Below are 25853 nucleotides of genomic sequence, written 5' to 3'. Positions count from 1 at the left end.
TGACCTCAATGGAGACAGACCATGACCGATATGAAAGCCGTGCGTTACGAACAGGAAATCCCGGATGTGCTCGACGCGCTTGCCGGCGTGCACACCAAAATGGACAGCCACGGCCTCGACCGGACGATCCACCACCTCGTGCAGCTGCGTGCCTCGCAGATCAACCGTTGCGGCTTCTGCGTGAAGATGCATACGAAGGAAGCCCGTGCCGACGGCGAGACGAGCGAACGGCTCGACCGCATTATCGTCTGGGACCAGGTCGGCGATTTCTCCGAGCGTGAAAAGGCCGCCCTCGCCTGGACCGAGGCCTTGACGGAACTCGAACCCCGGACGGATTTCGCCAGTCTCCGTGCCCGGCTTCGCGAGCACTTCAGCGACAACGAGATCAGCGTCATCACCTCGACCGTGGCAATGATCAACCTTTGGAACCGCATCCAGATTTCGAGGCACTGACATGGTTCGCAACGACAAGGGCCGCATGTTCGAGGAGGCGCAACCGCGCCTCCTCGGCCTCGCCTACCGCATTCTGGGTTCGCGTGCGGATGCCGAGGATGCTGTGCAGGACACGTTTCTGAAATGGCAGGCGACCGATCTTTCCGCGGTCGAAAATCCGGCCGCCTGGCTCACCACCGCCTGCACGCGCCGTTGCCTCGATCTGCTCAAATCCGCGCATCGCAAACGCGTCGACTATGTCGGCGCGTGGCTGCCGGAACCGATCCACACCGCAAGCGACGACAATGTGGAGGAGAAGCTTGCGCTCACCTCCTCCCTCACGACCGCATTCCTGCTGATGCTCGAGCGGCTGACGCCCAAGGAACGCGCTGCCTATCTGCTGCATGAGATTTTCGGCCAGCCCTATGACGAGATCGCCGAAACGCTCGACATGCAGGAGGCAGCCACACGCAAGCTGGTCTCACGCGCGAAATCCAACATCGGTGTGGTCCGGACCAGACATGCGACACCGCGCGAACGGCAGGAGGAACTGCTTGCCGCCTTCCACAACGCCATTCACGGCGGCAACATTGCCGGCCTTTCAGCGCTGCTGTCGGCCGACGTGAAGCTCACCGCCGATGGTGGCGGCAAGGCCGCGACCGTGCTCGGCATCGTTGCCGGCAAGGAGACCGTCATGGCCTTCATTGCCGAGCGCCTGACCGAATACTGGTCGCACTACCAGTGGGAAACCGCCGAGCTCAATGGCGGACGAGGCATCGTCCTCAGGAGCGATGGCGACATCGCCGCAACGGTTTCCTTCGGCTACGACCACGACGACCGGGTGGCCGATATCTTCATCGTCCGCAATCCGGACAAGCTCGCTCATCTTGACGACGCAGCCGTCCATTGAGACGGTCGCGGATCAACGAGGCTCAACATGCTCGACAAGACCAAGAACGCCGCGGCCGCGTCCGATGCCGGCTGGCTCACCCTTTTCTTCGGCGGTAATGCCATCCATTCGCTTGTGCTCAGCGGCGGCGTCGCGTTGCACGCGCTCAACATCTATATCGTCACGACCGTCATGCCATCCATCGTGCGGGACATCGGCGGGCTCGGCTATTATGCCTGGAGCACGACGCTTTTCGTTGCCGCGTCCATTCTCGGTGCGGCGCTCTCGGCGCGGCTGCTCGGTCGGGCCGGTGCCGGGGGCGCCTATGCCGTCGCTGCGCTGGTTTTCGGACTGGGCTCGCTCACCTGCGCCGTCGCACCCGGCATGGCCCTGCTGCTTGCCGGCCGCGCAATCCAGGGCTTCGGCGGCGGGCTTCTCTACGCACTCGCCTATGGCGTCATCCGCATGGTCTTCCCGGCCGCGCTCTGGGCCCGCGCGATCGGGCTCATATCCGCCACCTGGGGCACGGCGACGCTCGTCGGCCCAGCCGTCGGCGACATCTTTGCCGAATACGGCGCGTGGCGGGCTGCCTTCTGGTCGCTGCTGCCCCTGACGGCAGTGCTCGCGACCCTCGCCCTCTCCACCCTGCCGCGGACGACGTCGGGTGCGCGCGGTCCACTGCCGCTGACGCAGCTTGCGCTTCTCATCGGCATCGTCCTGGTACTCTCGGTGAGCGGAACCCTTACGGCGACCGCCGAACAGATCGCCGGCGTCAGTGCCGCGCTCGTTCTCTTCGCAATGCTCATCGCCGGCGAACGCCGCGCGGCGGCGCGGCTGTTGCCGCAGGGCGCTCTCAACCCTCGCTCGCCGCTCGCGGCGCTCTATGCGACCATTGCACTGGCCATGATCGGCATGCAGCCGGAGATTTACGTTCCCTATCTATTGCAGGAACTGCACGGGCGATCTCCCCTCGCTGCCGGTTACATTGCCGCATTGATGGCGCTCGGCTGGACGGCCGGCTCGATGACAAGCGCCCATTGGGAAGGCAGTCGCGCGCGCAAGACGATTACTGCCGGCCCGTTCTTCGGCCTTGCCGGTCTCCTGACGATCGCCGCCTTCATGCCAATGATATCGGGTGGATTCGCCGCGATCGCGGTGCCGCTGTGCCTCGGCATCGCTGCGGTCGGCTTCGGCATCGGGGTTGCGTGGCCGCACATCGTCACGGCGGTCTATGCCGCAGCGCCCGCTGGCGAGGAGGAAAAGGCGGCAGCGTCGATCACCACGATCCAGCTCTTCGCCGCATCTCTCGGCGCCGCACTTGCCGGCATGACGGCCAACCTTGCCGGCATTGGCGAGGGCACGGCGGCGGGCGCCACCTCGGCAGCGATCTGGCTCTTTGGGCTCTTCGCACTCGCGCCGGCTTCGGGCGTCGTCTCTGCCCGGAGGGCGCTTGGCGCAGGCCCCAACCGACATATGCAGAACCAAGACATGCATTAGTGCCGGGAACGCGGCCGGCACTGCAGACGCGCCGGGAGAGGCTTCGGCGAAGATGGTCTGCATCCCCGAAAGGAAAAGGGCCGCGCGGCATGCCGGCGGCCCTTGTCGTATCCGTGATCTTGCGATCAGCCCTGCTTGATCGGAGCGATCGAGATTTCGACGCGGCGGTTTTGCGCACGGCCGGCCTCGGTGGCGTTCGACGCGATCGGCCGCTCCATGCCGTAGCCCATGGTGGAAATGCGGCGCTGGTCGATGCCGCGGCTGCCGAGATAGTTGGCAACCGAAGCCGCGCGGCGCTCGGAGAGAGCCTGGTTGTGGGCGGCGCTGCCGGTCGAATCGGTGTGGCCGTCGACGTCGATCAGCGTGCGGTTGAACTTGCGCAACACGATCGCAACCGAATCGAGCGTCGAATAGAAGTCCGGGATCACCTGGTCGCGGTCGGTCGCGAAGGTGATGTTCGACGGCATGTTGAGGATGATACGGTCACCCGCACGCGTCACCGACACGCCCGTGCCCTGCAACTGGGCACGCAGCTCCGCTTCCTGCTGATCCATGTAGTTGCCGACCAGACCGCCGCCGAGCGCGCCGATGCCGGCGCCGACAAGCGCGGCATCACGTCGTCCCGCGGCGCTGCCGCCGACCAGAAGACCGGTTGCGGCACCAAGGCCCGCGCCGATCAGCGCACCGCCCGCCGTATTCGACATCTTCTGCTCGCCCGTATAGGGATCGGTGGTGGTGCATCCGGAAAGATAGACGGCCGCAATGGCCAGGATGGCGCATTTCTTGATCATCGAATCGATTGTCCCCATTGGTGCTCGAAGGGCTTCATACTATCGATTAAGGCAGGAAGATGAAGAGCCATTCCGTTAGCACTGCAACCGTCGGAATAGCCTTTGATGTTGCACGGCGGCAACGGTCGCGGCAGTCGGATGAAACGGCCGATCGCCGCCACATTGCTGTCCAGAGCACGCGCTAACCGATCCTTCACATGCCCGTGCTACACGGGGCCGCTGCATGGCATCTTAAGGACAAACCCATGCAGCCGATGAGAGTGTTACAGCGACCTTTGTGCCTCTGAAAGACGCGTGGCGCTGTAAGGGGTCAGACAAGCGGGGACAACGGCATGGCGATCGAGTTCGGCGACACGGAACGCAGTCTCAGTGACACGCTGAACGGCATGATCGCCTCGATCAAGGGCAATACGATCACGCTGCGCGAGCTTATGATCGGAATCGGCGAGCATGGTTTTCTGCTCCTTTGCGCGCTTCTGACGCTGCCGTTCCTGATTCCGGTTTCGATTCCGGGCGTCAGCACCGTGTTCGGCGCGGCAATCATCCTTATCTCGCTGGCAATCACACTCAATCGCCTTCCCTGGCTGCCGCAACGCATCCTTGATCGAAAGATCGAAACCGAGAAGCTCGTGCCGACGCTCAAAAAGGGAGCCGCATTCGTCTCCAAGCTCGACCGTTTCGTGCGGCCGAGGCTGAGCTTTCTCACGCAAGGCGCATTCATGAACCGCTTCAACGGGCTGATGATCATGGCCGGCGGTGTGCTCCTGATGTTTCCACTCGGACTTATTCCGCTGTCGAACACGCTGCCCGGCATCGCGATCCTGCTCTTGTCGCTGGGCATCATCCAGCGCGACGGCCTGATGGTGGCCGGGGGCTATCTTTTCCTTATCGCGACGACGATCTATTTCGCCGTTCTCGCCTATCTGGCCCTTGCCGCCGGTCAGGGCCTTTCTCACTTCTTCGTTTCGTGAGCGGAAAACCGCCGAATACAGGTGGCGGGCTCGTGAAACTGCCTTAAAGCGCGAGATGCTTGTAGAAGAAGGTCGTGTCGCAATAGCGGCCATCCGGCATCAGCGCATAGTCGGGAACGACGCCGGCGCGCATCCAGCCGAAGCGGTCATAGATCGCCTCCGCCGGCTCACCGGTGGCAGTGTCGAGCACCAGCACCCGGCGGCCGCGCTTCACCGCTTCCGCTTCGGCTTTGTCCATCAGCCGGCGCGCAAGACCGAGGCCCCGGGCATCCCGGTGGACGAGCAGCTTCTTGATGTCGGCGCGGTGCGGCTGGTTTGGCATGGTCCCGATGCCGAGTTGCACTGTACCGACGACCCGGCCGTCGACATCGGCAGCAATCAGCACCGTTTCGCCTCGGGCGACGGAGGCGCAAACCGCCTCCCAGAAAGGCAAGGCATCCTTCGGTGCGAAAGGCTGCATGAAGCCGACCGACGCGCCACCCTCGACGCAATCGGAAAGGATCTCGGCAAGCGCCGGCAGAGCGGCGCGGGTTTCTTCTTCGCAGAGCACGCGGATGTTTATTTCAGACATGGCTAGACCTTGGTGCGGCAGAGAATGACGGCGTAGTGTGCCGGTTCGTCATGAGGGTTATGAAAGACATGCGCCTCTTCCAGCCCCATGAAGAGGCAGTCGCCCGCCTCGAGCAGATGGGATCCGCCCTCCATGGTCAGTTCGAGCCGGCCGGAAAAGAGCCAGAGGTGCTGCGTGATGCCGCGGTCGGCCGGCTGGCGCTCGAAGACGACCCGAGCATGGGGCGGAAACTCGACCTGGACGATATCGACCGGTGAGCCGACCCCTTCCGGCGAGACAGACCGGCGCAAATATCCGCTTTCCGGATCGCGCCAGAGCCGCTGATCCGCGCGCCGCGCCACCGGTGAGGCATCCTTCACGTCGAAGGCGAAGAGCGCCGAAAGCGTCGTGCCGAGCGCGCTGCAAAGCTTTGCCAGAAGCTGCGCCGTCGGGCTTGTTTCGCCGCGTTCGATGCGCGATATCATCGCCCGGCTGACGCCCGAGCGCGTGGCGAGATCGTCGAGGGTCAGCGCCTGCTCGCTTCGCAGTTGCCGCACCCGTTCGCCGATGGCCCGTTCGAGAGGGTCGTTGAGATATTCCATTATTTGAGATTGCATTTCTCATATAGTGGAGTCAAGACGCCGCCGGCCTCCAAAATAAATTTTGCCGATGGCGCTTTGACGACAACATGCCGGCGCGTCCGGCGCTATGGTTGCCGACGAGCGGTAATTCGCAAACGCATTGTTCTTCAATAGTTTAGAAATTTCTTGTCGAGGGGGGCAGCATGGACGTTGCGGAAGCCAGTTACAGATCTCCCTCCTCGCTTCTATCGATCGCCAGCATCGTCGTCTCGATGACGGCGGTCGCGATCGGCAACGGCATGATGCTCGCCTATGTGCCTTTCGTGCTGACACGGTCCGAGGCACCGGACTGGGTTCCGGGCGCAGCCGTGACCGCCATTGCCTTCGGCGGGCTCGTCGGCTGCGTGATCGCCGGACCGCTCATCCGCCGTGTCGGCCATGCCCGCGCGTTCTCCTGTTCAATGGCCCTCGTGATCCTCGCTGCGCTGCTGATCAGCCTTGGCGTCCATCCCCTGCTCTGGGTGTTCGCGCGCTGCCTCTACGGTGCGGCCGGCAATACCAATTTCATCATCAGCCAGAGCTGGCTGAACCACGCCAGCGAAAACCACTGGCGCGGCAAGGCGATGGCGCTGTTCTACATGGCCTATGTGATCGGCCTCGGCGCCGGCGCCTGGCTCTTCGGCCAGATCCCTGCGGAAGGCAACCTTGCGCCGATCATCACGATCTTCTTCACAACGATCGCGATCCTGCCGATCGGCCTCACCCGCCTGCCGACGCCGCCGGCGCCCGCCAAGGTCAGCATCGACATTCCGATGGCGTGGCGAAATTCTCCCGTCGCCTTCGTCGGCATCCTTGCAGCCGGCGGGCTTTCGATGGTCGTGCAGGGCTTCACGCCGATCTATGCCGCCGCCAACGACGTCAGCCAGAAGGACGTGGCGGCGCTGATGTTCGTCATGCAGTTCGGGCTGATGTTCATCCAGTATCCGATGGGCGCTCTTTCCGATCGGATCGATCGCCGTGTCGTGTTGATCGCCACCTGCGCGCTGATCGTCGCCGCCGGACTTGCGGCGCTCAGCGTCTCCTTCGCCAACCTCATCCTGCTGATGCTGGTCTTCGCGCTCTTCGCCGGTGCGGTCGAGACGGTCTACTCGATCGCCAATGCGCATGCCAACGACCGCGCCGACCCGTCCGATTTCGTGCCGCTCGCCAGCACCATGCTCGTTGCCTGGTCGACATCTGCGACCATCGTTCCGATGCTTGTCACCATGCTGACGCCGGTCCTGGGGCAGCGCACCTTCATTTACGCCGCCATGGCGGTGGCGCTGCTTTATGCCGCCTTCGTGTTCTTCCGCCTTGGCAGCCGCGAGAGAGTGCCACCGCAGCTCTGCGAAAGTTTCGAATTGAAGAGCGCGCAGGTGCCGAACGCCGGCGCGTTGATCAAGATCGAAACACAGGCCGAGCAGGTGTCAGCGGGCACGAGACTATAGTGAACAAAGCCCTCATTTCCCGCTTTGCGCCGCCTGATCGCGCTGCTATATGCGGCCCATGAGCACAACATCTTCCAAGACGCCCCTGTCGCATATCCGCAACTTCTCGATCGTGGCCCATATCGACCACGGCAAATCGACGCTCGCCGACCGGCTGATCCAGTCGACCGGTGGTCTTGCCGAGCGCGAAATGTCCGAGCAGGTGCTGGACAGCATGGATATCGAGCGCGAGCGCGGCATCACGATCAAGGCCCAGACCGTGCGCCTGCACTACAAGGCCAATGACGGCGAAACCTATGTGCTGAACCTCATCGACACGCCCGGCCACGTCGACTTCGCCTATGAAGTCTCGCGCTCGCTTTCAGCCTGCGAGGGTTCGCTGCTCGTGGTCGATGCCAGCCAGGGTGTCGAAGCCCAGACGCTCGCCAACGTCTACCAGGCGATCGACAACAACCACGAGCTCGTCACCGTGCTCAACAAGATCGACCTGCCGGCGGCCGAACCGGAGCGCATCAAGGAGCAGATCGAGGAAGTGATCGGCATCGACGCTTCCGACGCCGTGCTGATCTCGGCCAAGACCGGCCTCGGCATCCCGGACGTGCTCGAGGCGATCGTCCAGAAGCTGCCGGCCCCGAAGAGTTCGGGCGGCGAGAAGGCGCCGCTGAAGGCGCTGCTCGTCGACAGCTGGTACGACACCTATCTCGGCGTCATGGTGCTCGTGCGTATCATCGACGGCGTGCTGACCAAGGGCCAGACCATCCGCATGATGGGCACCGGGGCGAAATACACGATCGAGCGCGTCGGCGTGCTGACGCCGAAGATGGTCGCGATGGATTCGCTCGGGCCCGGTGAGATCGGCTTCATCACCGCCTCGATCAAGGAAGTGGCCGACACCCGCGTCGGCGATACAATCACCGAGGACAAGCGCCCGACGTCGGAGGCGCTACCGGGCTTCAAGCCGGCGCAGCCGGTGGTGTTCTGCGGCCTATTCCCGGTCGATGCCGCCGATTTCGAGGAACTGCGCGGCGCCATGGGCAAGCTCAGGCTCAACGACGCCTCGTTCTCGTTCGAAATGGAATCCTCCGCCGCCCTCGGCTTCGGCTTCCGCTGCGGCTTCCTGGGGCTTCTGCATCTGGAAATCATCCAGGAACGGCTGTCGCGCGAGTTCGACCTCGACCTCATCGCGACCGCCCCCTCGGTCGTTTATCAGCTGACGATGACCGACGGCACCGAGAAGGAACTGCACAACCCGGCCGACATGCCGGACGTCGTCAAGATCTCCGAATTCCGCGAGCCCTGGATCCGGGCGACGATCCTGACGCCGGACGAATATCTCGGCGGCATCCTAAAACTCTGCCAGGACCGGCGCGGCATCCAGACGGAACTGACCTATGTCGGCAACCGGGCGATGCTCACCTACGACCTGCCGCTCAACGAAGTGGTCTTCGATTTCTACGATCGCCTGAAGTCGATCTCCAAGGGCTACGCCTCGTTCGACTACAACCTCTCGGACTATCGCGAGAGCGACCTCGTCAAGATGTCGATCCTCGTCAACGGCGAGCCGGTCGATGCGCTTTCGATGCTCGTCCACCGCTCGGCCGCGGAAAAGCGCGGTCGCGTCATGTGCGAGAAGTTGAAGGACCTGATCCCGCAGCACATGTTCCAGATCCCGATCCAGGCCGCAATCGGCGGCCGCATCATCGCCCGCGAGACCGTCAGGGCGCTCCGGAAGGACGTGACGGCGAAGTGCTACGGCGGCGACGCCACCCGCAAGCGCAAGCTTCTGGAAAAGCAGAAGGAAGGCAAGAAGCGCATGCGCCAGTTCGGCAAGGTGGAGATTCCGCAGGAGGCATTTATCGCGGCGCTCAAGATGGGCGATGAGTGATCGTTTGCTTCCAGTAAAGGTGCGCATATAATGTGCGCATCTTCATCGAGGCGAATATGACACGATCAACCGCAAGACGGCCAACCAATCTCTCGCTGGACGGCGATTTGCTTTCAAAGGCGCGCGATCTGAAAATCAACGTTTCGCGCGCGGCGGAAGAAGGCATCGCGCAAGCGATCAAGACCGAACGAGAAAAGCTCTGGCGTATTGAGAACGCGAAGGCGATCACCGATGCCAACGCCTTGGTCGAAAAGCGGGGCCTGCCGCTGGCGAAACATCGGCAGTTCTAATGGCCCGCTTCCATGTCTATCGTTTGAAGCAGGGCGACACATTGGTGGTCGACCTGCAAGCCGATCTGTTCGAGGCATTGAACACGAGGATCATGGCGCCGCTCATTCCGGCATCCGAATTCGATCAGGTGATGTCACGCCTTAACTCGAGCACGAAAATCGACGATAAAAATTACGTCATTGCGATCCATCTCATGGCCGCAATACACTTGAGCGAACTCGGCGACATGGTCACAGACCTATCGAGCCAGCGCGACGATATCGTCACGGCCACGGATTTTGTATTACAAGGCTTCTGATACGACCTCGCTACAGCAAATAGCACTTCGAACTACGATCGACCGGCCGACCATCCTGCAGCGGCACCGCCTTGTCGACCTTGTAATCGATAAAGCCCATCTTGCCGTAATAGGCCAAGCCACCGATGTTATCCGCGCGAATCGTGGCATTGATCGCCTGGAAGCCGGCGGCGCGCGCATATGCCTTGGTGGCAGTAAAGAGCGCCATTCCGGCGCCACGAACCTTCGCATGTGGCCGGGCAAAAGTTCCGATATCCACCCAGCCATCCGGAAGCCCGGCCCAGCGCTCCAATCCCTGAAAGGCGCAAGCCCGGCCATCCGCATCCTCGGCGACATAACAGCTGACGAAGCCGGGACAGGTCAGAAAATGCGCGGCGAAGCTCTCGTCGGTAAACGGCGTTTCGTGGGCGGTGGTGCCGCCGATCCGGATGATCTCGTTCAGAAAGGCGCGGAGCGTCGGAATGTCGTCGGCATGCGCCGGACGGACATTTATCGCCACGTTATCTGTCATTGACAAAAGTCCCCTGTTCTTTCCTTCGAGCGTGACTACCGAACCCGCGCCGGATTCCCCACCACCGTCGTACCCGGCGCCACATCCCGCGTCACCACCGCGCCCGATCCGACGATCGCGCCGTCACCGATCGTCACTCCGGCGAGAATGATCGCGCCGCCGCCGATCCAGACGTTTTCGCCGATCGTCACGGGGCGGGCGGTTTCCAACCCCTCGCGGCGCAACGCCGGGTCCTTGTGGTGTTCGGCGCAATAGATGTGCACGCCCGGTCCCAGCATCGTATCGGTGCCGATGACGACGGGCGCGCTGTCGAGGATGGTGCAGCCGGCGTTCAGGTAGACGCGGGCGCCGAGTTCAATGTTGATGCCGTAGGAACAATGGAACGGCGCCTCGACGAAGGCGTCGGCGGCAGCGGCGGCAAAGAGCTCCCTCAAGGCCGGGGCCAGACTGCCGCGCTCGTCCGGCGTGAGCGTATTGTGCTGGTGAACCGCCTTGCGCGCTCGATCACGCAATTGGTCGAGTTCCGGATCGAGGCAGCGGTACCACTCGCCCGCCGCCATTTTTTCACGCTCGCTTCCCGTCATGGGCGCGCCTGTCCTTTCGACTTGGCATAGGCGCGATCGCGCCGCTCCAGGCTCTCCTTCGGCCACAGCGCCTGCATGTCGTAATATTCCTCGAATGCCTTGGCGCCCGCCGGCAACGCCACCCAGTCGAGTTTCGAGCGCGTATAGATGTGCACGTCCGGCGGAAAATCCGATGGCCGGTCGAGCGTTGCGATGCGGACGAAGGTCAGCCAGTTGCGGCGGCCATAGTCGCTCCAGAGCGCTGACTGGCAGTCGGCACAGCGATAGACGTCGTGCGGGCGGCCGCTGTCGGTCGACAGTGAGACCATCACGGGCTCGCCCTTGAGCATTTCGACGTTTTCCGCCTCGATGATGCCGTTGATCGCGAAAGCGCTTCCCACCTGCCGCTGGCAATCGCTGCAATGGCAACAGTGGACAAACATCGGCCGCGCCTTCAGCCGATAACGGATGCGACCGCAAAAGCATCCGCCCTCAATCGCTTCGCTCATGACCAAACCTCCTCCGAGATTGCGTTGCCGCACGACGGACGGCCGGAGAGGCGACCGCCGCGGGCTAGATTGACCACGGCCGCCGCCACTGTTCAAGAGGCGAATGGCGGCCTTGACTTCGCCGGCGAACTTTCCGACCTTTGGTCCATGCCGACGCTTGCGATCCATTTCCGCTGTTCTTTCCGGGTCTGCCCTATCGCAGGAACATGACCCCGGCCCGGATGCGTGCGCTCTCCGGGGAAGGGGAGCCTTTCGCATTGAGACCGTCTGCGGCCATTCCACAGACCGGAGTGCGGCGAGCGCAAAACATTTCATAGGAACAATCGCGATCATGGCGCCTCTGTAGCGCCGCGGGCCTCGTCAGAGGGCGCAAAACGCTGCAGCAATTGAATTGCCGCATGTATTTCTCTTCGAGGAAACAGGTGGTGGAGGCGACCATGCGCCCAAGCACGGATCTCATCATGGCGGATAAAGCAACCCGCACGAAACTTCCACCAATCATCATCAATGCCGAGGACCACGCGCGCCTTACTGCGCTCGCTTCGTCGGTGCTCGACCGCATACCCGATGTCGCCGAGGCGCTGCTTTCGGAACTCGAACGGGCACGCGTCGCTACATATGACTTGCCGATGGACAGCGTGCAGATGGGCTCGATCGTCGCCTTCGACGCCGACAATGGCTTTGCCAAGGAAGTGACGCTGGTCTATCCCGGCGAGGCCGATATCGAAGCGGGCAAAATTTCGGTGCTGACGCCGATCGGCGCGGCGCTGATCGGCCTTTCCGTCGGACAGTCGATCGACTGGCTCGACCGGGCGGGAAAGGCGCATCGCATGACGATCCGCAGCGTCGCCCGATAATGTTGATCGTGATGAGGAGTGACGCGGCCGGCGAGCGGCCGCGTCTAAGGATCAGAACTGCTTGCCAAGCTTGGCGTCCACCGACTGGCTGTTGGCGCCACGAACGGCAAAGAAGAAGGTGATTGCAGCCCAAAGGATCGATTTCTCGGCGCCGCCGAGGCCCTGGCCCTGCACGATGCCATGGAAATAGACGGTGACCAGCAGCACGATGGTGGCCGCGAAAGCGGCGGGGCGGGTCAGAAAGCCGATGGCGATGAAGATGCCGCCGAAGAATTCGGTGGCGGAGAGGAGCGGCGACCAGAAGACGCCGGGATAGAAGCCAAGGCCTTCCACCATGCCGACGGCACCGAAGGGATTGATGATCTTGCCGTAACCGTGGGTGACGAGCAGCGCACCCGCGAGCACGCGCAGCAGCGTTTCGGCGAAGGTGTCGAGCGGCAGATAGATCTTTTCGAGTGCCGGCAGGATCGCACGCGGGCGGTCGGTCGTGGCGGTGGTGTCGGTCATGATTTCCTCTGGAATCGGTTGCACTGCAGCAATTCTCTTGCCAAGCGCCGTTCACAATTCAAGGCTCCCTCCGATAAAAACATGACTATCAAAGTTGACATGTATGTGATCTGTGCGTGAAAGCCCGGTTGTTGCGACCCCGGCGCGCCGATATGTTTGAAATCCAATGCAAAACAGGAAGCATGAGATGAGCGAAAAGCCTCGCGTCACGATCCTTTACTGCACCCAATGCAACTGGCTGCTGCGCGCCGGCTGGATGGCGCAGGAGCTGCTGTCGACCTTTGGCGATGCGCTCGGCGAAGTCGCGCTGATCCCCGGCACGGGCGGCAATTTCGAGATCCGCGTCGATGGCGAGCTCGTCTGGGAGCGCAAGCGCGACGGCGGCTTCCCCGGGCCGAAGCAGCTGAAGCAGCGTATCCGCGACGTGATCGAGCCCGACCGCGATCTCGGCCATGTCGACAGGAGTTGAGCCTGGACTTCGGTATCCTCTCCGGCGTCTTTGCCGCGGCCTTCCTGTCGGCGACCTTGCTCTTCGGCCTTTCGGAAGCGGCGGTCGTCGCGGCGGCGCTTGCCGGCGAGACAAGCCGCACAGCGCTCTTACTGGCGGCGACCGCGGGCAACGTGCTTGGCGCCGTCCTAAACTTCGCGCTCGGCCGCTTTCTCATCCGTTTCGCGGACCGCCGCTGGTTTCCGGTATCGCCGCCCGCGCGGCGGAAGGCCGAAGCGCTGTTCCAGCGCTATGGCCGGCCCGTCCTGCTTTTTTCCTGGCTGCCGGTCGTCGGCGATCCGCTGACGCTTGTCGCCGGGCTGCTGAAGACGCCGCTCACGCTGTTTCTGATCTTCGTGACGCTCGGCAAGGCGGCGCGCTATGCCGCCGTCCTGTGGCTGATACCGTGAACATCAGCTATGCGCAAAAATGTCCGTTTCTTCCCAGCCGAGCAGATCGAGCTTCGCGCGTGTCGGCAGGAAGGCGAAGCAGGCCTCGGCATGCTCCATGCGGCCATCGCGCAGGAGGCGTGCCGTCAACTTGTCGCGCAGCGCATGCAGGTGAAGCACGTCGGAAGCGGCATATTCCAGCTGGGCCGGTGAAAGAATATCGGCCGCCCAATCCGAGGACTGCTGCTGCTTGGAAATGTCGATGTCGAGCAATTCCTTGAGATTATCCTTCAGCCCATGCCGGTCGGTATAGGTGCGCGTCAGCCGTGAAGCGATCTTGGTGCAGAAGACGGGCGTCGTCGTCACCCCGAAAGTGTGGAAGAGCACGGCGATATCGAAGCGGCCGAAGTGGAAGATCTTCAGGCGCGCCGGATCGGCGAGCATCGCAACGAGGTTCGGCGCTTCTTTCTGACCGGCGGCGATGCGGATCACGTCGGCGGTACCGTCACCTGGCGACAGCTGCACCACGCACAACCGGTCGCGGCGGGGGATGAGGCCGAGCGTTTCCGTGTCGATGGCGATCGCGCCGGTGTAGCGGGCCGCATCGGCCGCGGAAATATCGCCTTCGTGGAACCGTATTGCATTCGCCATCGAAAATCCCCAGATCAACCAGTCAAGTGAATTGGAACACAGTTGGCCTATAGCGCAAGTTTGCCGGAGGCAATACCGTACATTTCCCGTCCGGTCCTGCCGATCCCCTCCTCAGAAAGCCCGAGAGCATGATTTCGCTTCGATCCGTCCTGGTGCCTGCCTCCACTGCCTTCCTCCTGGAGATCTCGACAGGCGCTGCGCTTGCGACAGAAGGCGCGCCGCAGTTTGCTCAAGCCTATAATGACCTTCCGGGCGTCCGGGCCGAGGATCCGTTGCAGGATCCGCCGAGGGTGGCTTGCGAGCAGGTCTTCGTCGACCGCTGGGCGCCGTTCGAGTCCTCGCGTGGGCCGGGCTACGACACGGTCTACAAATGCCGCGAGGGTGATGGTCCGGTCTTCAGGGGAAGTCGACTGCCACCCTCGCTCGAACGGCAAAAGCGCGGCTTGAACTATTAGCCGGGCGGATTCTGCTTTAGGCGGCCGCAGGCAAGCTCACGTGGCGCCCGACGACCGTAAGCAATAGCTTACGCTTTATGGAGCGGGCCGAGGACCTCCTTAGCTCCCCGGCTCGCCAATTAACAAGTTCTATGCAAACGCCGTGCAATGCTGCAGATTGACGGCGAACTCACAAACGGGAAAACGCATGCGCGGCTCCGACGAGAACAGGCACCCCGCGATCTGGACGCATTCTCTCCGATCCCTGTTTGCCCTCGTGATGGTTGCCATGCTCATCGTGGTATCCGCAACGCTGGTCGGCCTTGATTACCGTCGCTCGCGCGATGCCGCGATCGAAGATGCCGAAACGAACATGCGCGCCTTTGTCGGTCGACTCGTCGACCGGCTCGGGGTCCTTTCCGGCGACACCTCGGCATTGGTCAGCCTTGTGGCGTCGGTGGCGAATTCCTTCCTCGTGCCTCCCCCGGAGCGCCTGAACGACAAGATCGCGATCATGCGCGAAGGCATCATGCGGTCTCCGCATATCGATGGCATCTATGTCGGCTATCCAGATGGCACGTTCTTCCAGGTCGTCGATCTGGCGATGCCGGCGTGGCGCATGGCGCTCGATGCGCCGCGCGGCGCGACGCTTGCCGTGCGCTCCATGGAAAAGGACGCCGAAGGAAAGCCCGTCAACCGCGTCCTGTTTCTAGATGCAGCCGGCATACAATTCGCCGAACGCCGGTCAACGCCGACTGGCTTCGACCCGCAAACCCGCCCCTGGTATCAGGCAGCCGTCGACGGGAAAGTTCCCGTACCGACCGGGCCTTACGAAATGGCCACGACCGGCAAGCTCGGAATGACGATATCGCAAGCCCATCACGGGAACGGAAAGATCGTCATCGGCGCCGACGTCGTTCTCGACACGATCACCGACTTCCTGTCGCGCGAGCGGCTCACCGACGGCTCCGTTTCGTTCATTCTCGACGCAGTCGGGCGGCCGATCATCCACTCCGATCCCGCCATGATGCGGCGTATCATGGCGGCAAAACAGAAGTATGACCCGGTCGCTGCGCCGCAAAACGATCCCCTCATCGAAAGCATCCGGCTCAATCCGCCTCCCCCGGGCAAGGCAAGCTTCGTCGATGTCGGCGATCGCACCTATCTCGTGGTGGTGACGCCGCTGGCATCGGCCCTGCTGCTTTCCGGACATCGGGTCGTCGTCGCCGCCCCTCTCGACGAGCTGATGGCGACGGCCAACACCGCCCTGCTCCAGGGCCTCGCGGTTTCGGGTGCCGTCGTGGTGCTTGCCGTCCTCAGCGCTCTCGTTCTCGCGCATCTGATCACGAAGTCCCTGCACCAGCTGACCGCCAGCGCCAACCGGCTGCAGGATCTCGACTTCACCACGCCGATCGACGTGCCGTCGCACGTCACGGAGATCTCGACGCTCAATGGCGCGATGAACAAGGCCCGCGACGCGATCTTCACCTTCGCACTCTACGTGCCCAAGGAACTGGTGCGCCGAGGCATCGAGTCCGGGCAATTCGGCGGCCGCGCCGCCTGGCGTCAGGAAGTGACGGCGCTTTTCACGGACATCTACGATTTCACCACGATCAGCGAGCGCCACGCGCCGGAGGAGGTGGTGGCGATGCTTTCGGAATATTTCGACATTTTCAGCGAAACAGTGCATGCCCACAACGGCACCATCATCCAGTTCCTCGGCGACTCGGTCTTCGCCATGTGGAACGCGCCGATCGCCGACGAACGCCACGCCGAACACGCCTGTCGCTGCGCTCTCGCCGTCGAGGAGAGGCTGCAGGCATTCAACGAAAAGCAGAAGGCCAAGGGCCTTCCGGAATTCCGCACCCGTTTCGGCATTCATACCGGCACCGCCGTCGTCGGCAGCGTCGGCGCGAAGGAGCGGCTGCAATATACGGCGATGGGCGACACGGTGAATGTCGCCTCGCGGCTTGAAGGCATGAACAAGAATTACGGCACGACGATCATGGCGAGCGGCGCGGTCGTGGCACAATGTCGGGACGTCATCACATTCCGTCCACTCGGCTCGGCACAGGCCAAGGGGCGGGCAACTGCCTTGGACATCTACGAGGTCCTGGCAGCGGGCCCTGTCGCCGAAGTGAAAATGGACGAAGCGCAAACCGGAACGGCGGCGTAGGCGTTGGTCGTCCTTGGCTGGCTGCATCGACTCGGGGGGTGCTGGATTCCAGCCGCACGCGTGAGCAGCTGTTTGGCGCAATCGGCCCCAAATGGCGAATTCAGTACAGTGCAGACGTTCGCGCGTGAGAGATCGGGCACTTGCGTGACCGCGTCAGATTGAAAGGGCGGAGTTGGCAACCCTGTTCATGTAGGCCCCTGTCGACCTGAAAATGTACTGCCATCGGGCCGCGACTTCAGTACTCTGTCATCGGTGGCAGACGTTACCTGCAACGACCTGACCAAACGCTGTCATCGCCGGTGCTGCCTGCCCAAAAAACCTCGCGTGTGGATTAGAGGTCGATGATGTCTTTCAAAGGTGTGACCGGCACACCGCGCCCCGCGCGATTCTCGTCCTGCTTGGTGCGGTCGCGGTTCTGCTGACGGCCGTGCTCGGATACTTCCGCGCCCGCGATGCCCTCGAGCAGGCAATCTTCGATCAGCTCACGACCGCCCGCCAGACCAAAGCGCGCCAGATCGAGACCTACTTCCGCACCATCCAGGCCGAATTGCGCCTCCTTGCCACCTCGAAGATGGTGGTCGAATCAACTCGCGAGTTCCGGATCGCGGTCGAACAACTCGACCGGGCAGGCATATCACCCCGAAATGGACCGGAAGGTGAGCGACTGGTATGCCGAGAATTTCATTCCGCAAATGACGAGCATCTTGGGCAGGGAACCGGCCCTGTCGGACTACTTGCCGGTCGGCGGAGCCCCTCACTATCTGCAGTACCACTACATCGTGGCCAATCCGAACCCGGCCGAACGGCGCGGGCTTCTCGACGACGCCGGTGACGGCAGCGAATACAGCCGGCTGCACGCCATCTATCATCCGCTGATGCGGGCGGCTGCCACAACGGTCGGATTCTTCGACTTCATGGTGGCCGACCCCAAATCGGGCCGGCTGATCTACACCGTCCAGAAGGAGACGGACTTCACCACATCCCTCCAGTTCGGTCCGTACCGCCGCTCAAACGTTGCAGCCGCGGTCGCCCGCTGCTCGCTGGCCCCCGACCAGTCGGCTGTCTGCCTTGCGGATTTCGCGCCGTATGAGCCGTCAGGCGGCGCACCAATCGCCTTCATGGGCGCGCCGATTATCGACAAGGGCGTCGTCATCGGCGTGCTGATCGCGCAACTGTCGAATGAGGAGATCGACAACGTCGTTACCGGCGGCCGCCGCTGGCGGCAGGACGGATTTGGCAACACGGGCGAGGCATATCTCGTCGGGCCGGACTATCTGGTTCGCTCGGCCCCACGCGCGTTCTACGAGAATCTCGACGGCTACTTCGCCGAACTCCGCGCCGTAGGCAGCCCGGAGAGCGAGATGTCGGCCATCCGGCGCTACGGGACGCCCGTGCTGCATCAGCGCATCGACACCCAGGCCACTAGGGCGGCACTGGCCGGCGTCGAGGGTACTGGCGAGATCATCGGCTACCGTGGCGTTCCGACGCTCGCTTCATGGGGGCCACTCGCAATTCACGACGTCAAGTGGGGGCTTGTCGCCAAGATCGACAGCGCCGAAGCCTTTGCGCCGATCGATCGGCTGCGCCGGGATCTGATGGTGGTCGGAGGACTGGCGGCGCTGGTGGTGGCAGTCGCGGCCGCGTGGCTTTCGCATGCGCTGCTTCAGCCACTACGCGAGCTCACCGCAGGGGTGAAACGCTTCGCCGCCGGCGACTACGGAGCCAGCGTCCCGGTCCGCACGGGCGACGAGATCGGCCAGCTTTGCTCCGCCTTCAATGGCATGGTCGAGGATATTCGACTGAAGAACGTCGCGATCGAGGAGAAGAATCGCGAGAACGAGCAGCTGCTGCTGAACGTGCTACCGGCACCGATCGCCAACCGGCTCCGCAGTGGTGAGGTGGGGATCGCCGATGGCTTTGCGGAGGTCACTGTCGCTTTTGCTGATATCGTCGGCTTCACGGAGCTGACGTCTGATATGCCGCCGCAGGATGTCGTGACCCTGCTCAACGGTCTCTTCACCCGCTTCGACGCTTCTGCTCAAGATCTCGGCGTCGAGAAGATCAAGACGGTGGGCGATGCCTATATGGCGGTGTGCGGCCTACCCGTTCCCACGGCCGACCACGCCGAGCGCATGGTTCGCATGGCCATCCGCATGGTACACATTACCCGCGAGCACGCGCTGGAACACAACGCCTCGCTCAGCATCAGGGTGGGCATCAACACCGGCCCTGTCGTGGCCGGCGTTATCGGCAAGAGCAAATACATCTACGATCTTTGGGGCGACACCGTGAACCTCGCGAGCCGGATGGAAACAGGCGGCATTCCCAACTCGATCCAGGTTACGCGCGCGGTCTACGAAAAGCTCAAAGGCCAGTTCGTCTTCGAGCCGCGCGGCACAATCGAAGTCAAGGGCAAAGGGAAGGTAGAGGCGTGGCTCCTGAGATTATAGAGCGGTGAACAGCTCCCATGCCCGCCAGGCGTCTTCGCGTGGGCCGCGATGGCTTCAAATGAAGGCCGCGCAAGGCCACCACAACACGCCAGACAACAAAAAAGCCCGGCGGGCCGGGCTCTTTTTTGCGTTTCACGACCGCGCGAGGCAGTCTGAAATCGGAATTTGGTGCCCAGAAGAGGACTCGAACCTCCACGCCTCGCGGCACAGGTACCTGAAACCTGCGCGTCTACCAATTCCGCCATCTGGGCGACGGACCGGCATGTAAAAGGCCCGGGCCGAAGTGTCAACAGGCATTTTGAAGTTTTCGTGTCGGATCACGAAAAAGCACCGGAGAGTGGCTCCGCTTCGTCGTGCCCCGCCTTCCGCCGGTCCAGTCGGAGCAGTCCAGCGCGCAAGGATAGGGCAAGAATTTCAGTGACATGAGTGCCGGAGAGGCGCATGCTTCCTCCGACGGCTGATCGGCGCGGAAATCCTTTGGCTGAGCACGCGGCGCGCGACCCGACGTCATGGAATAAACCAACCAAAACAAACGTCTATGGAGCGGGGACAAACCGGAAAGCACGTCTTTCGGAAAGTGAGGAAAAAATGACGGGATTTCGGAATTTCGTTATGAGCTGCGCGCTGGCGGCCGCCTCCATGATTCCCCCTGTCGCGCCTGCCCAGGCCATGCCGCGTCCGGTGCTCGATATAGCAATCGGGCCACCCGCAGATGTCCAGACCGTCACCCATCGCGGCTGGGGCTATTATCCGCGCTGGCGGGGCGGCTACTATGGTGGCTGGCCGGGCTACCATCCCGGCTATCGCCGGGCCGGAATCAGCTTCTATTTCGGGCCGGGTGTCGGATACTATCCGGGGCCCTACTACTATGGGAACCGATATTATTACGGGACCCGCTATTACGGCCCGGGCTATTACCCCGGTTACTATCCCTATCGGTATTATCGCGGCTACTATCCGTACCGGTACTATGGCCCCGGTTACGGCCATCGGTACTACCGACCGGGCTATTACGGGGGCGTCATGATCCGCGGCTGGTAGGGCCCGCTCGAACGAGGCGCGGCGGCACTTCCGCCGAGCTTCCTTGGTTTTTGAAGCTGCGACTGGGCAAGCTGCCGCGTCGCGCATCGCAGAAGGACTGCGCTCGCACAGATACGGCGAAGATGTTCGCCGTATCTTCGGAAGGCAGGCAACCTCGGCATCATTAAGGCGCAGTTAACCTCGGCCGCCTATCGTTTCAGACCGGTACAATCAGATGGCGGATTGAAACGATGCTGCTTCCGACCCAGCAGGCAAGCGCGACCGTCTCGACCACCCTCGTGGGCTCGATCATCGAGGACATCGAAAAACGCCGCGCGGAGGAAGAGGAAAAGGCGAAAGCGACCAAGGAGGACAAGATCCTCAAGGCGCGGATCAAGTCGGACGAGGCACAGAAGGCCGCCAACGACAAGATCAACAACCACTTTTTCAATCGCGCCGTGCTCGATGTCACGGAGCTCAAGCTCGAACTGACCGGCAAGCTCGGCGAGCTCGTCGGCCTGGAGCGAGCGGATGGCCAATCGGCCTACGCCTACGGGCGTCAGCTCGAAGAGGCTCTCTCCAGTCTGGAGCCAGAACGGATCCGCATGGTCGAGAAGACGCTCGGCCTCGATGCGCTCGACCTTTCGCTCTCGGAAGTCCTTGCCGCGATCAAGAACCCCTACGGCACGGAAGACGACAAGCTTGAAGCGGCGCTGCAAACGAAGGCGCAGGATGGCGGGCTCAACGCCGTCGAAACGGCAAAGGTGCTGCAACGGCTGGAGGATGCCGCCAATCCGAAATCGCTCGAGGAACTGAAACTCGAACGGACGGAGAGCGATCCGACTCGCGTCAAGGATGCGGAGACCCATGCCGAGCGCGAGAAGACGATCCGCGCGCTCGAAGCCAGGGACAAGCTCGACGACGTCAAGGAACTGCATGAAGCCGTAAGGAAGCGGAACGAGGTCGCCGCCGATACCGACGCCGGAAAGGCAGCGCCCGAGGAAGAAGGCATCGATGCAGCCGAGATGCTGACCGTTCTCGCCGCCGGCGCCGAGGTCGCGGAAACGCAGGCGCGGAACGATGACCGCGACAACGAGCAGACTGCCTCGGAAAGCCGAGGCAGTGAGCGTGACAACGCCGGCATCACCAAGGAAGAGGCGAGCCTGATGGCGGCGATCCATGAGGACGGCGAAAAGCAGGCCGAGAAGCAGGCAGACGAGGCACGCGATCTCTTCGTTCTTCACGTCGACGAAGATGGCATCTACGACTTCATCAGGCGCAAGCTGGCTGGATCACAGCAGTAGGCTGATTATCGCTTTCTGACGATTCCGAGGCGGGCCATGACCTCCTTTGGAATGCCATAGCGGCGGACAGCGTCGCGACTGTCGCGCAGGCCGCATATCTCGCGCTGAATGAGGAAGGCCCAGACAGCGTCCGCCGCCTCGTCGAGAAGGCGCTCACGGACGGCCGGTCCGTCCTTGCTCCTGTCGAACCGATTGAGCGCCGCAATTGCGCTTTCGACCTTCAAGCCATTTCGACCGAGCGCGTCCGCACGCTCCGCCATCAGCTCATATTCGAGCACATTCACGCCGCTCCTTGTATCAAAGCGGCCCAGCGATTGCGGCGGTCGAAATGTCATCGGCAGCTCCGTGAAAGCGACGGCATGATTCCTTAAATCGGAGTCGATCCAAGGGCAAAATCATGCAGCAATTCAAAGTGCTGCAGCGACCTTGCGTGTCCGATTGGACGCGCGGCGCTGCAGGGGCAGGATGGACCGGGAATGGCCCTCACGCAAGGCCCCCCATCAGCCTCGGCGCAGCGGGCGGTATGGTTAAGATTTCATAAACTCCTTTGGCTTATCCTTAACGATCATGCCCTACATGCGAAAATTCAAAGCGTTACAGCGTCCATTGCGCACCTGAAGACGCAAGGCGCTGTCAGTCTCCGCGGCCAAGCCGTGGCTGGCTCGGCCGACCGGCCGTTACGCGCATGACGCGCCCTCCGACAGCGATTCAAAGTTCTACAGCGGCCTATGCGCGTCTAAGGGACGCGCGGCGCTGTAACGAAGTGGAAACCGGAATGCTGCCCATTCTCACCGTCAGAAACGCGATCGGTCCAGGCGACGAAACCAAGTCGCAAATCCGCCATGCAGCGCTTCCATCGGGTCAGCGCGCCGAGGCGATCCAGAAAATTCTCGACGCGCTCAGCCGTCATCTATCCGGCAAGGAGGTGCTTTCCAGGGACGCGCTGGTGCGGCTGATGGAGGACTTGGCGCGCATCCTCAGGTTTCCGCCCTTGCCGCAGGAAAGCGGCCGCGACTTCGTCAAGCGCTTGATCGGTTTCCTTCAATCCATGCCGATGCCGGAGCGGCTACTCCTGGAGCGGCAACTCGGCGGACGCAATCTCGCACACCGCCTCGCCGTGCTAACCGCCATGCCGTCCAGCCACGGCGAAAGAACCGCACCAGCAGGCGCCGATGCAGGACTTCCGCAATCTCAGGCAAGGGAAGCGATCCGCAATCTGCCGGTGCAGGCAGCCGCGCCGCCCCAGTTCGCCGCAATAAAAGCGTCCGCATCCAGCGATATCGCACTGCTTCAGTCGATTCTGAAGAAGACCTTCAGCGCAGACGACGAGGGCGACCCGGTCGAGGCGATGATCGAGGAAGCGCGGGACGATGCGCCGAAGGACGCCAAGCGATCGGATGCCAAGCAGACGCCGGATACGCGCGCGCAGCGGACGCTCGTTTCGGCCAATCCGGAGATGGAGACAGCGGCACCGATTACAGGCGGCGCCACGCAGGGTGAAGTGGCTGAAACCGATGCGGCGCTCACAGAAACGCTGCCAGAAGGCGAAGTGGCCGACACCAGCATCGAGGTCGCCAACACGGCTGGCGAAGCGGAGAGCTTCGACGCCCCTGCGTCCGACCCACCCCTCCCCGCCATGCCGGAAGACGCCGATCCGGCAAGCGACGCCGAGAAGGCCTTGGCCGAAGGCGGGGTTGCCGCAGCGGCTGACGACCACGGGCTCGACACGGACGGCACCTACGGGCGCCCCGCGCCCGACCCGGAAGGCGACGGGAACGGCACGCGACCTGCTGGTCCACGCGCCGAACCCGTCGGTCAGGCTGCGCGTTTATCCTCCGACGCCGTAAAAGCGCTTGTCCGAGAGGGCCTCGCCCTTCCCGAAATCTTGGTCGAGAACGGAAAGCTGGCGGAACCGAAGGGCGGTGAGACCGGCGAGCGGATGCCGGCGGCGCCGGCGGAAAGCGATGCGGCGGAACATTCGCCGCTGGTGCGCGCCCGAAACGAGACGGCCGAGGCCGTTCCGATGAGCAACCCGGGATCCGCCGACCAACCGGACAAGATGGCGGCACCGCGCTCGGCGATTCAAGCGAGAACCTCAAATCCCGGCGACGATCCGACGTTGCAGCAGATGATCACCCGTCTCGTCGAAAACGGGCTTCCCCGCGAGGCGATACCGTTCGCCCTCGTTCCCTACCCTCCGGCCAAGGCGGACGCCGAAGATGCTGCTGGGAGGGCCGACTGGCAGGAACACGCGAGTGACAGCGAAGACGATGCCGGAGCGGACGCAGAGGACGACGAAGGCGATCGCCAAGCGCCCAGGGAATCCTCGGACGGTGGAGCGGAAGAGAAGAGCGACGAGCCCGGCGTCATCGATGCCTATGATCTCTACAGAAAGCTCGGCGGCCTTGGTTAGCCTCTACAGCGCCGCGCGTCTTATCAGACGCGCATTGGACGCTGTAGCGCTTTGAATTGCTGCATGTTTTTATCCTTAAATCGGCTACGATTTAAGGAAACATGCAAGTAGGCTCCTATCGCGCTCAACGAAAAAGCCCGCGGAGATCGCTCTCCGCGGGCTCGTTATTTTCAGATCCGCAACGATTACTCGTTGGTCTGGCGGTTCTTCAGAGCGGCGCCGAGAATGTCGCCGAGCGAAGCGCCGGAGTCGGACGAACCGAACTGAGCGACGGCTTCCTTCTCTTCCGCGATTTCCAGGGCCTTGATCGACAGCTGGATCTTGCGGTCCTTCTTGGAGAAGTTGGTGACGCGGGCGTCGACAACCTGACCAACCGAGAAGCGCTCCGGACGCTGTTCGTCACGGTCACGCGACAGGTCCGCACGACGGATGAACGAGGTGATGTCTTCGTGGTTCACGAGCTTCACTTCGATGCCACCATCGTTGATCGCGATGACTTCGGCCGAAACAACGGCGTTCTTGCGCAGTTCGCCGGAGGCGGCAGCTTCACCGACAGAATCCTTGCCGAGCTGCTTGATGCCGAGCGAGATGCGCTCCTTCTCGACGTCCACATCGAGAACGACAGCACGGACGACATCGCCCTTGTTGTATTCTTCGATGACCTGCTCGCCCGGACGGTTCCAGTCGAGGTCGGAGAGGTGGACCATGCCGTCGACATCGCCGTCGAGGCCGATGAACAGGCCGAATTCGGTCTTGTTCTTGACTTCGCCTTCGACTTCGGTGCCAGCCGGGTGGCTATGCGCGAATGCCTGCCACGGGTTCTCGAGCGTCTGCTTGAGGCCGAGCGAGATACGACGCTTGGTCGGATCGACTTCGAGAACGACAACGTCGACTTCCTGGCTGGTGGACAGGATCTTGCCGGGGTGAACGTTCTTCTTGGTCCAGGACATTTCGGAGATGTGGATCAGGCCTTCGATGCCCGGCTCCAGCTCGACGAACGCACCGTAGTCGGTGATGTTCGTGACGGTACCGGAGATCTTCTTGCCGACCGGATACTTCGCGCCGATGCCATCCCACGGATCGGACTCGAGCTGCTTCATGCCGAGCGAGATGCGGTGGGTTTCCTGGTTGATGCGGATGATCTGAACCTTGACCTGCTGGCCGATGTTCAGGATTTCCGACGGATGGTTGACGCGACGCCATGCCATGTCGGTGACGTGCAGCAGGCCGTCGATGCCGCCGAGGTCGACGAACGCACCGTAATCGGTGATGTTCTTGACGACACCCTCGACAACCTGGCCTTCCTCGAGGTTCTGAACGATTTCAGAACGCTGCTCGGCGCGGGATTCTTCCAGAACCGTACGGCGCGAGACCACGATGTTGCCGCGGCGCTTGTCCATCTTGAGGATTTCGAAGGGCTGCGGGTTGTGCATCAGCGGGGTCACGTCGCGGATCGGGCGGATGTCGACCTGCGAACGCGGCAGGAAGGCTACGGCGCCGTCGAGATCGACGGTGAAGCCGCCCTTGACCTGGTTGAAGATGATGCCTTCGACGCGTTCGCCGGCTTCGAACTTCACTTCCAGGCGCTGCCAGCTTTCTTCGCGGCGAGCCTTTTCGCGCGACAGAACGGCTTCGCCGAGCGCGTTTTCGATGCGCTCGACGTAGACTTCGACTTCGTCGCCGACCTTGAGCGAGCCGTCCTTGGCCTTGGCGCCGAATTCCTTCAGCGGCACGCGGCCTTCGACCTTCAGACCGACGTCGACGATTGCGACGTCCTTTTCGATCGCGGTGATGACGCCCTTGGCGACATAGCCTTCGGCGAGGTCCGTCTTGGCGAAGGACTCTTCGAGAAGCGCCGCGAAATCATCACGGGTGGGGTTGGTTGCAGACATAAAATCTCCTGATGCATC

26 protein-coding genes, 1 tRNA gene and 1 pseudogene are annotated in these 25853 nt (G+C 62.6%); 17 read left to right on the top strand and 11 right to left on the bottom strand.

Going from position 1 to position 25853, the window contains the following annotated elements; translation table 11 throughout:
- Positions 1-21 precede the first annotated feature (21 nt).
- Genes GHK62_RS29520 through GHK62_RS29510 form a run of 3 tightly spaced genes read left to right on the top strand, consistent with a single transcriptional unit; the run spans position 22 to position 2818 of the window.
- Positions 22-453 carry a carboxymuconolactone decarboxylase family protein gene (locus GHK62_RS29520; RefSeq protein ID WP_153442492.1) on the top strand — a complete coding sequence of 144 codons (432 nt, stop codon included), beginning with the start codon at positions 22-24 and terminating at the stop codon, positions 451-453.
- A 1-nt stretch (position 454) separates the two neighbouring features.
- Positions 455-1342: an RNA polymerase sigma factor SigJ gene (gene sigJ, locus GHK62_RS29515; RefSeq protein ID WP_153442491.1), complete on the top strand. Its 888-nt coding sequence runs from the start codon at positions 455-457 to the stop codon at positions 1340-1342.
- 27 nt (positions 1343-1369) lie between these two features.
- Positions 1370-2818, top strand: coding sequence for an MFS transporter (locus tag GHK62_RS29510; RefSeq protein WP_153442490.1), 1449 nt, complete (start codon positions 1370-1372; stop codon positions 2816-2818).
- A 125-nt stretch (positions 2819-2943) separates the two neighbouring features.
- On the opposite strand, the gene GHK62_RS29505 is transcribed toward GHK62_RS29510, so the two are convergent.
- Complete coding sequence (locus tag GHK62_RS29505) at positions 2944-3609, bottom strand: YiaD family glycine zipper/OmpA-like lipoprotein (protein WP_153442603.1); 666 nt, start codon at positions 3607-3609, stop codon at positions 2944-2946.
- A 332-nt stretch (positions 3610-3941) separates the two neighbouring features.
- Between GHK62_RS29505 and GHK62_RS29500 the strand changes: the two genes are divergently transcribed.
- Positions 3942-4580: an exopolysaccharide biosynthesis protein gene (locus GHK62_RS29500; protein WP_153442489.1), complete on the top strand. Its 639-nt coding sequence runs from the start codon at positions 3942-3944 to the stop codon at positions 4578-4580.
- Between the two features lie 43 nt (positions 4581-4623).
- Here GHK62_RS29500 and GHK62_RS29495 read toward each other — a convergent pair whose 3' ends face one another.
- Positions 4624-5151, bottom strand: coding sequence for a GNAT family N-acetyltransferase (locus GHK62_RS29495; protein WP_153442488.1), 528 nt, complete (start codon positions 5149-5151; stop codon positions 4624-4626).
- A gap of 2 nt (positions 5152-5153) precedes the next feature.
- Positions 5154-5732: a helix-turn-helix domain-containing protein gene (locus GHK62_RS29490; RefSeq protein WP_184108405.1), complete on the bottom strand. Its 579-nt coding sequence runs from the start codon at positions 5730-5732 to the stop codon at positions 5154-5156.
- Positions 5733-5914: 182 nt separating this feature from the next.
- On the opposite strand from GHK62_RS29490, the gene GHK62_RS29485 reads away from it, so the two are divergent.
- The 4 genes from GHK62_RS29485 to GHK62_RS29470 are packed head-to-tail and all read left to right on the top strand — an operon-like array spanning position 5915 to position 9672.
- Positions 5915-7198: an MFS transporter gene (locus tag GHK62_RS29485; RefSeq protein ID WP_153442486.1), complete on the top strand. Its 1284-nt coding sequence runs from the start codon at positions 5915-5917 to the stop codon at positions 7196-7198.
- Positions 7199-7256: 58 nt separating this feature from the next.
- On the top strand, positions 7257-9083 hold the full coding sequence (gene lepA, locus GHK62_RS29480) for a translation elongation factor 4 (RefSeq protein ID WP_153442485.1): 1827 nt from the start codon (positions 7257-7259) through the stop codon (positions 9081-9083).
- A gap of 56 nt (positions 9084-9139) precedes the next feature.
- Entirely contained in the window at positions 9140-9373 is a 234-nt protein-coding gene (locus GHK62_RS29475) for a type II toxin-antitoxin system CcdA family antitoxin (protein ID WP_153442484.1), read from the top strand.
- A complete protein-coding gene (locus GHK62_RS29470; RefSeq protein ID WP_153442483.1) occupies positions 9373-9672 on the top strand; it encodes a CcdB family protein in 300 nt (99 codons plus the stop codon). Before GHK62_RS29475 ends, GHK62_RS29470 begins: the two co-directional genes overlap by 1 nt.
- 10 nt (positions 9673-9682) lie before the next feature.
- Here the strand turns inward: GHK62_RS29470 and GHK62_RS29465 are convergent, their stop codons facing one another.
- The 3 genes from GHK62_RS29465 to GHK62_RS29455 are packed head-to-tail and all read right to left on the bottom strand — an operon-like array spanning position 9683 to position 11255.
- Positions 9683-10183, bottom strand: coding sequence for a GNAT family N-acetyltransferase (locus tag GHK62_RS29465; protein WP_153442482.1), 501 nt, complete (start codon positions 10181-10183; stop codon positions 9683-9685).
- A 35-nt stretch (positions 10184-10218) separates the two neighbouring features.
- Positions 10219-10767 carry a sugar O-acetyltransferase gene (locus GHK62_RS29460; protein WP_153442481.1) on the bottom strand — a complete coding sequence of 183 codons (549 nt, stop codon included), beginning with the start codon at positions 10765-10767 and terminating at the stop codon, positions 10219-10221.
- A complete protein-coding gene (locus tag GHK62_RS29455; protein WP_153442480.1) occupies positions 10764-11255 on the bottom strand; it encodes a GFA family protein in 492 nt (163 codons plus the stop codon). Before GHK62_RS29455 ends, GHK62_RS29460 begins: the two co-directional genes overlap by 4 nt.
- Before the next feature lie 461 nt (positions 11256-11716).
- Between GHK62_RS29455 and rnk the strand changes: the two genes are divergently transcribed.
- Positions 11717-12112 (top strand): nucleoside diphosphate kinase regulator, encoded by a 396-nt coding sequence (gene rnk / locus GHK62_RS29450; protein ID WP_153442602.1) that lies wholly within the window; start codon positions 11717-11719, stop codon positions 12110-12112.
- A 51-nt stretch (positions 12113-12163) separates the two neighbouring features.
- Here rnk and GHK62_RS29445 read toward each other — a convergent pair whose 3' ends face one another.
- A complete protein-coding gene (locus GHK62_RS29445; RefSeq protein WP_153442479.1) occupies positions 12164-12619 on the bottom strand; it encodes a DoxX family protein in 456 nt (151 codons plus the stop codon).
- Between the two features lie 187 nt (positions 12620-12806).
- On the opposite strand from GHK62_RS29445, the gene GHK62_RS29440 reads away from it, so the two are divergent.
- Together GHK62_RS29440 and GHK62_RS29435 are read left to right on the top strand one after the other, a co-directional pair.
- Entirely contained in the window at positions 12807-13088 is a 282-nt protein-coding gene (locus GHK62_RS29440; RefSeq protein WP_153442478.1) for an Rdx family protein, read from the top strand.
- 56 nt (positions 13089-13144) lie between these two features.
- A complete protein-coding gene (locus GHK62_RS29435; protein ID WP_327790991.1) occupies positions 13145-13516 on the top strand; it encodes a YqaA family protein in 372 nt (123 codons plus the stop codon).
- A gap of 3 nt (positions 13517-13519) precedes the next feature.
- On the opposite strand, the gene GHK62_RS29430 is transcribed toward GHK62_RS29435, so the two are convergent.
- Positions 13520-14146 carry a ribonuclease D gene (locus tag GHK62_RS29430; protein ID WP_153442477.1) on the bottom strand — a complete coding sequence of 209 codons (627 nt, stop codon included), beginning with the start codon at positions 14144-14146 and terminating at the stop codon, positions 13520-13522.
- 128 nt (positions 14147-14274) lie between these two features.
- On the opposite strand from GHK62_RS29430, the gene GHK62_RS29425 reads away from it, so the two are divergent.
- The 3 genes and pseudogenes from GHK62_RS29425 (at position 14275) to GHK62_RS35095 (ending at position 19206) form a co-directional block, all read left to right on the top strand.
- Positions 14275-14601 carry a hypothetical protein gene (locus tag GHK62_RS29425; RefSeq protein WP_153442476.1) on the top strand — a complete coding sequence of 109 codons (327 nt, stop codon included), beginning with the start codon at positions 14275-14277 and terminating at the stop codon, positions 14599-14601.
- A gap of 187 nt (positions 14602-14788) precedes the next feature.
- Positions 14789-16756: an adenylate/guanylate cyclase domain-containing protein gene (locus tag GHK62_RS29420; RefSeq protein WP_153442475.1), complete on the top strand. Its 1968-nt coding sequence runs from the start codon at positions 14789-14791 to the stop codon at positions 16754-16756.
- A 385-nt stretch (positions 16757-17141) separates the two neighbouring features.
- Positions 17142-19206: pseudogene (locus tag GHK62_RS35095) on the top strand (adenylate/guanylate cyclase domain-containing protein).
- Between the two features lie 166 nt (positions 19207-19372).
- Here GHK62_RS35095 and GHK62_RS29410 read toward each other — a convergent pair.
- A tRNA-Leu gene (locus GHK62_RS29410) sits at positions 19373-19457 on the bottom strand.
- 337 nt (positions 19458-19794) lie between these two features.
- Here GHK62_RS29410 and GHK62_RS29405 point away from each other — a divergent pair.
- Both GHK62_RS29405 and GHK62_RS29400 read left to right on the top strand, forming a co-directional pair.
- Positions 19795-20247: a BA14K family protein gene (locus GHK62_RS29405; protein ID WP_153442474.1), complete on the top strand. Its 453-nt coding sequence runs from the start codon at positions 19795-19797 to the stop codon at positions 20245-20247.
- Positions 20248-20477: 230 nt separating this feature from the next.
- A complete protein-coding gene (locus GHK62_RS29400; protein WP_153442473.1) occupies positions 20478-21530 on the top strand; it encodes a hypothetical protein in 1053 nt (350 codons plus the stop codon).
- Between the two features lie 5 nt (positions 21531-21535).
- On the opposite strand, the gene GHK62_RS29395 is transcribed toward GHK62_RS29400, so the two are convergent.
- Positions 21536-21865, bottom strand: a complete 330-nt coding sequence (locus tag GHK62_RS29395) for a DUF6665 family protein (RefSeq protein WP_153442472.1) — start codon at positions 21863-21865, stop codon at positions 21536-21538.
- A 440-nt stretch (positions 21866-22305) separates the two neighbouring features.
- Here GHK62_RS29395 and GHK62_RS29390 point away from each other — a divergent pair, with 440 nt between their 5' ends.
- Complete coding sequence (locus tag GHK62_RS29390; RefSeq protein WP_153442471.1) at positions 22306-23943, top strand: hypothetical protein; 1638 nt, start codon at positions 22306-22308, stop codon at positions 23941-23943.
- A gap of 185 nt (positions 23944-24128) precedes the next feature.
- On the opposite strand, the gene rpsA is transcribed toward GHK62_RS29390, so the two are convergent.
- On the bottom strand, positions 24129-25835 hold the full coding sequence (gene rpsA, locus GHK62_RS29385; RefSeq protein ID WP_136509254.1) for a 30S ribosomal protein S1: 1707 nt from the start codon (positions 25833-25835) through the stop codon (positions 24129-24131).
- Between the last annotated feature and the right edge of the window lie 18 nt (positions 25836-25853).

It is taken from the genome of Sinorhizobium terangae, assembly GCF_009601505.1.
Taxonomy (GTDB): domain Bacteria; phylum Pseudomonadota; class Alphaproteobacteria; order Rhizobiales; family Rhizobiaceae; genus Sinorhizobium; species Sinorhizobium terangae.
Note: the sequence above shows the minus strand (reverse complement) of the source record. Positions and strands in the feature narration are given on the sequence as shown.

Excerpts from the sequence above, each read along its gene's own strand:
- GHK62_RS29520 (WP_153442492.1), top strand. The coding sequence starts at position 22 with ATGACCGATATGAAAGCCGTGCGTTACGAACAGGAAATCCCGGATGTG.
- sigJ (WP_153442491.1), top strand. The coding sequence starts at position 455 with ATGGTTCGCAACGACAAGGGCCGCATGTTCGAGGAGGCGCAACCGCGC.
- GHK62_RS29510 (WP_153442490.1), top strand. The coding sequence starts at position 1,370 with ATGCTCGACAAGACCAAGAACGCCGCGGCCGCGTCCGATGCCGGCTGG.
- GHK62_RS29505 (WP_153442603.1), bottom strand. The coding sequence starts at position 3,609 with ATGATCAAGAAATGCGCCATCCTGGCCATTGCGGCCGTCTATCTTTCC.
- GHK62_RS29500 (WP_153442489.1), top strand. The coding sequence starts at position 3,942 with ATGGCGATCGAGTTCGGCGACACGGAACGCAGTCTCAGTGACACGCTG.
- GHK62_RS29495 (WP_153442488.1), bottom strand. The coding sequence starts at position 5,151 with ATGTCTGAAATAAACATCCGCGTGCTCTGCGAAGAAGAAACCCGCGCC.
- GHK62_RS29490 (WP_184108405.1), bottom strand. The coding sequence starts at position 5,732 with ATGGAATATCTCAACGACCCTCTCGAACGGGCCATCGGCGAACGGGTG.
- GHK62_RS29485 (WP_153442486.1), top strand. The coding sequence starts at position 5,915 with ATGGACGTTGCGGAAGCCAGTTACAGATCTCCCTCCTCGCTTCTATCG.
- lepA (WP_153442485.1), top strand. The coding sequence starts at position 7,257 with ATGAGCACAACATCTTCCAAGACGCCCCTGTCGCATATCCGCAACTTC.
- GHK62_RS29475 (WP_153442484.1), top strand. The coding sequence starts at position 9,140 with ATGACACGATCAACCGCAAGACGGCCAACCAATCTCTCGCTGGACGGC.
- GHK62_RS29470 (WP_153442483.1), top strand. The coding sequence starts at position 9,373 with ATGGCCCGCTTCCATGTCTATCGTTTGAAGCAGGGCGACACATTGGTG.
- GHK62_RS29465 (WP_153442482.1), bottom strand. The coding sequence starts at position 10,183 with ATGACAGATAACGTGGCGATAAATGTCCGTCCGGCGCATGCCGACGAC.
- GHK62_RS29460 (WP_153442481.1), bottom strand. The coding sequence starts at position 10,767 with ATGACGGGAAGCGAGCGTGAAAAAATGGCGGCGGGCGAGTGGTACCGC.
- GHK62_RS29455 (WP_153442480.1), bottom strand. The coding sequence starts at position 11,255 with ATGAGCGAAGCGATTGAGGGCGGATGCTTTTGCGGTCGCATCCGTTAT.
- rnk (WP_153442602.1), top strand. The coding sequence starts at position 11,717 with ATGGCGGATAAAGCAACCCGCACGAAACTTCCACCAATCATCATCAAT.
- GHK62_RS29445 (WP_153442479.1), bottom strand. The coding sequence starts at position 12,619 with ATGACCGACACCACCGCCACGACCGACCGCCCGCGTGCGATCCTGCCG.
- GHK62_RS29440 (WP_153442478.1), top strand. The coding sequence starts at position 12,807 with ATGAGCGAAAAGCCTCGCGTCACGATCCTTTACTGCACCCAATGCAAC.
- GHK62_RS29430 (WP_153442477.1), bottom strand. The coding sequence starts at position 14,146 with ATGGCGAATGCAATACGGTTCCACGAAGGCGATATTTCCGCGGCCGAT.
- GHK62_RS29425 (WP_153442476.1), top strand. The coding sequence starts at position 14,275 with ATGATTTCGCTTCGATCCGTCCTGGTGCCTGCCTCCACTGCCTTCCTC.
- GHK62_RS29420 (WP_153442475.1), top strand. The coding sequence starts at position 14,789 with ATGCGCGGCTCCGACGAGAACAGGCACCCCGCGATCTGGACGCATTCT.
- GHK62_RS29405 (WP_153442474.1), top strand. The coding sequence starts at position 19,795 with ATGACGGGATTTCGGAATTTCGTTATGAGCTGCGCGCTGGCGGCCGCC.
- GHK62_RS29400 (WP_153442473.1), top strand. The coding sequence starts at position 20,478 with ATGCTGCTTCCGACCCAGCAGGCAAGCGCGACCGTCTCGACCACCCTC.
- GHK62_RS29395 (WP_153442472.1), bottom strand. The coding sequence starts at position 21,865 with ATGACATTTCGACCGCCGCAATCGCTGGGCCGCTTTGATACAAGGAGC.
- GHK62_RS29390 (WP_153442471.1), top strand. The coding sequence starts at position 22,306 with ATGCTGCCCATTCTCACCGTCAGAAACGCGATCGGTCCAGGCGACGAA.
- rpsA (WP_136509254.1), bottom strand. The coding sequence starts at position 25,835 with ATGTCTGCAACCAACCCCACCCGTGATGATTTCGCGGCGCTTCTCGAA.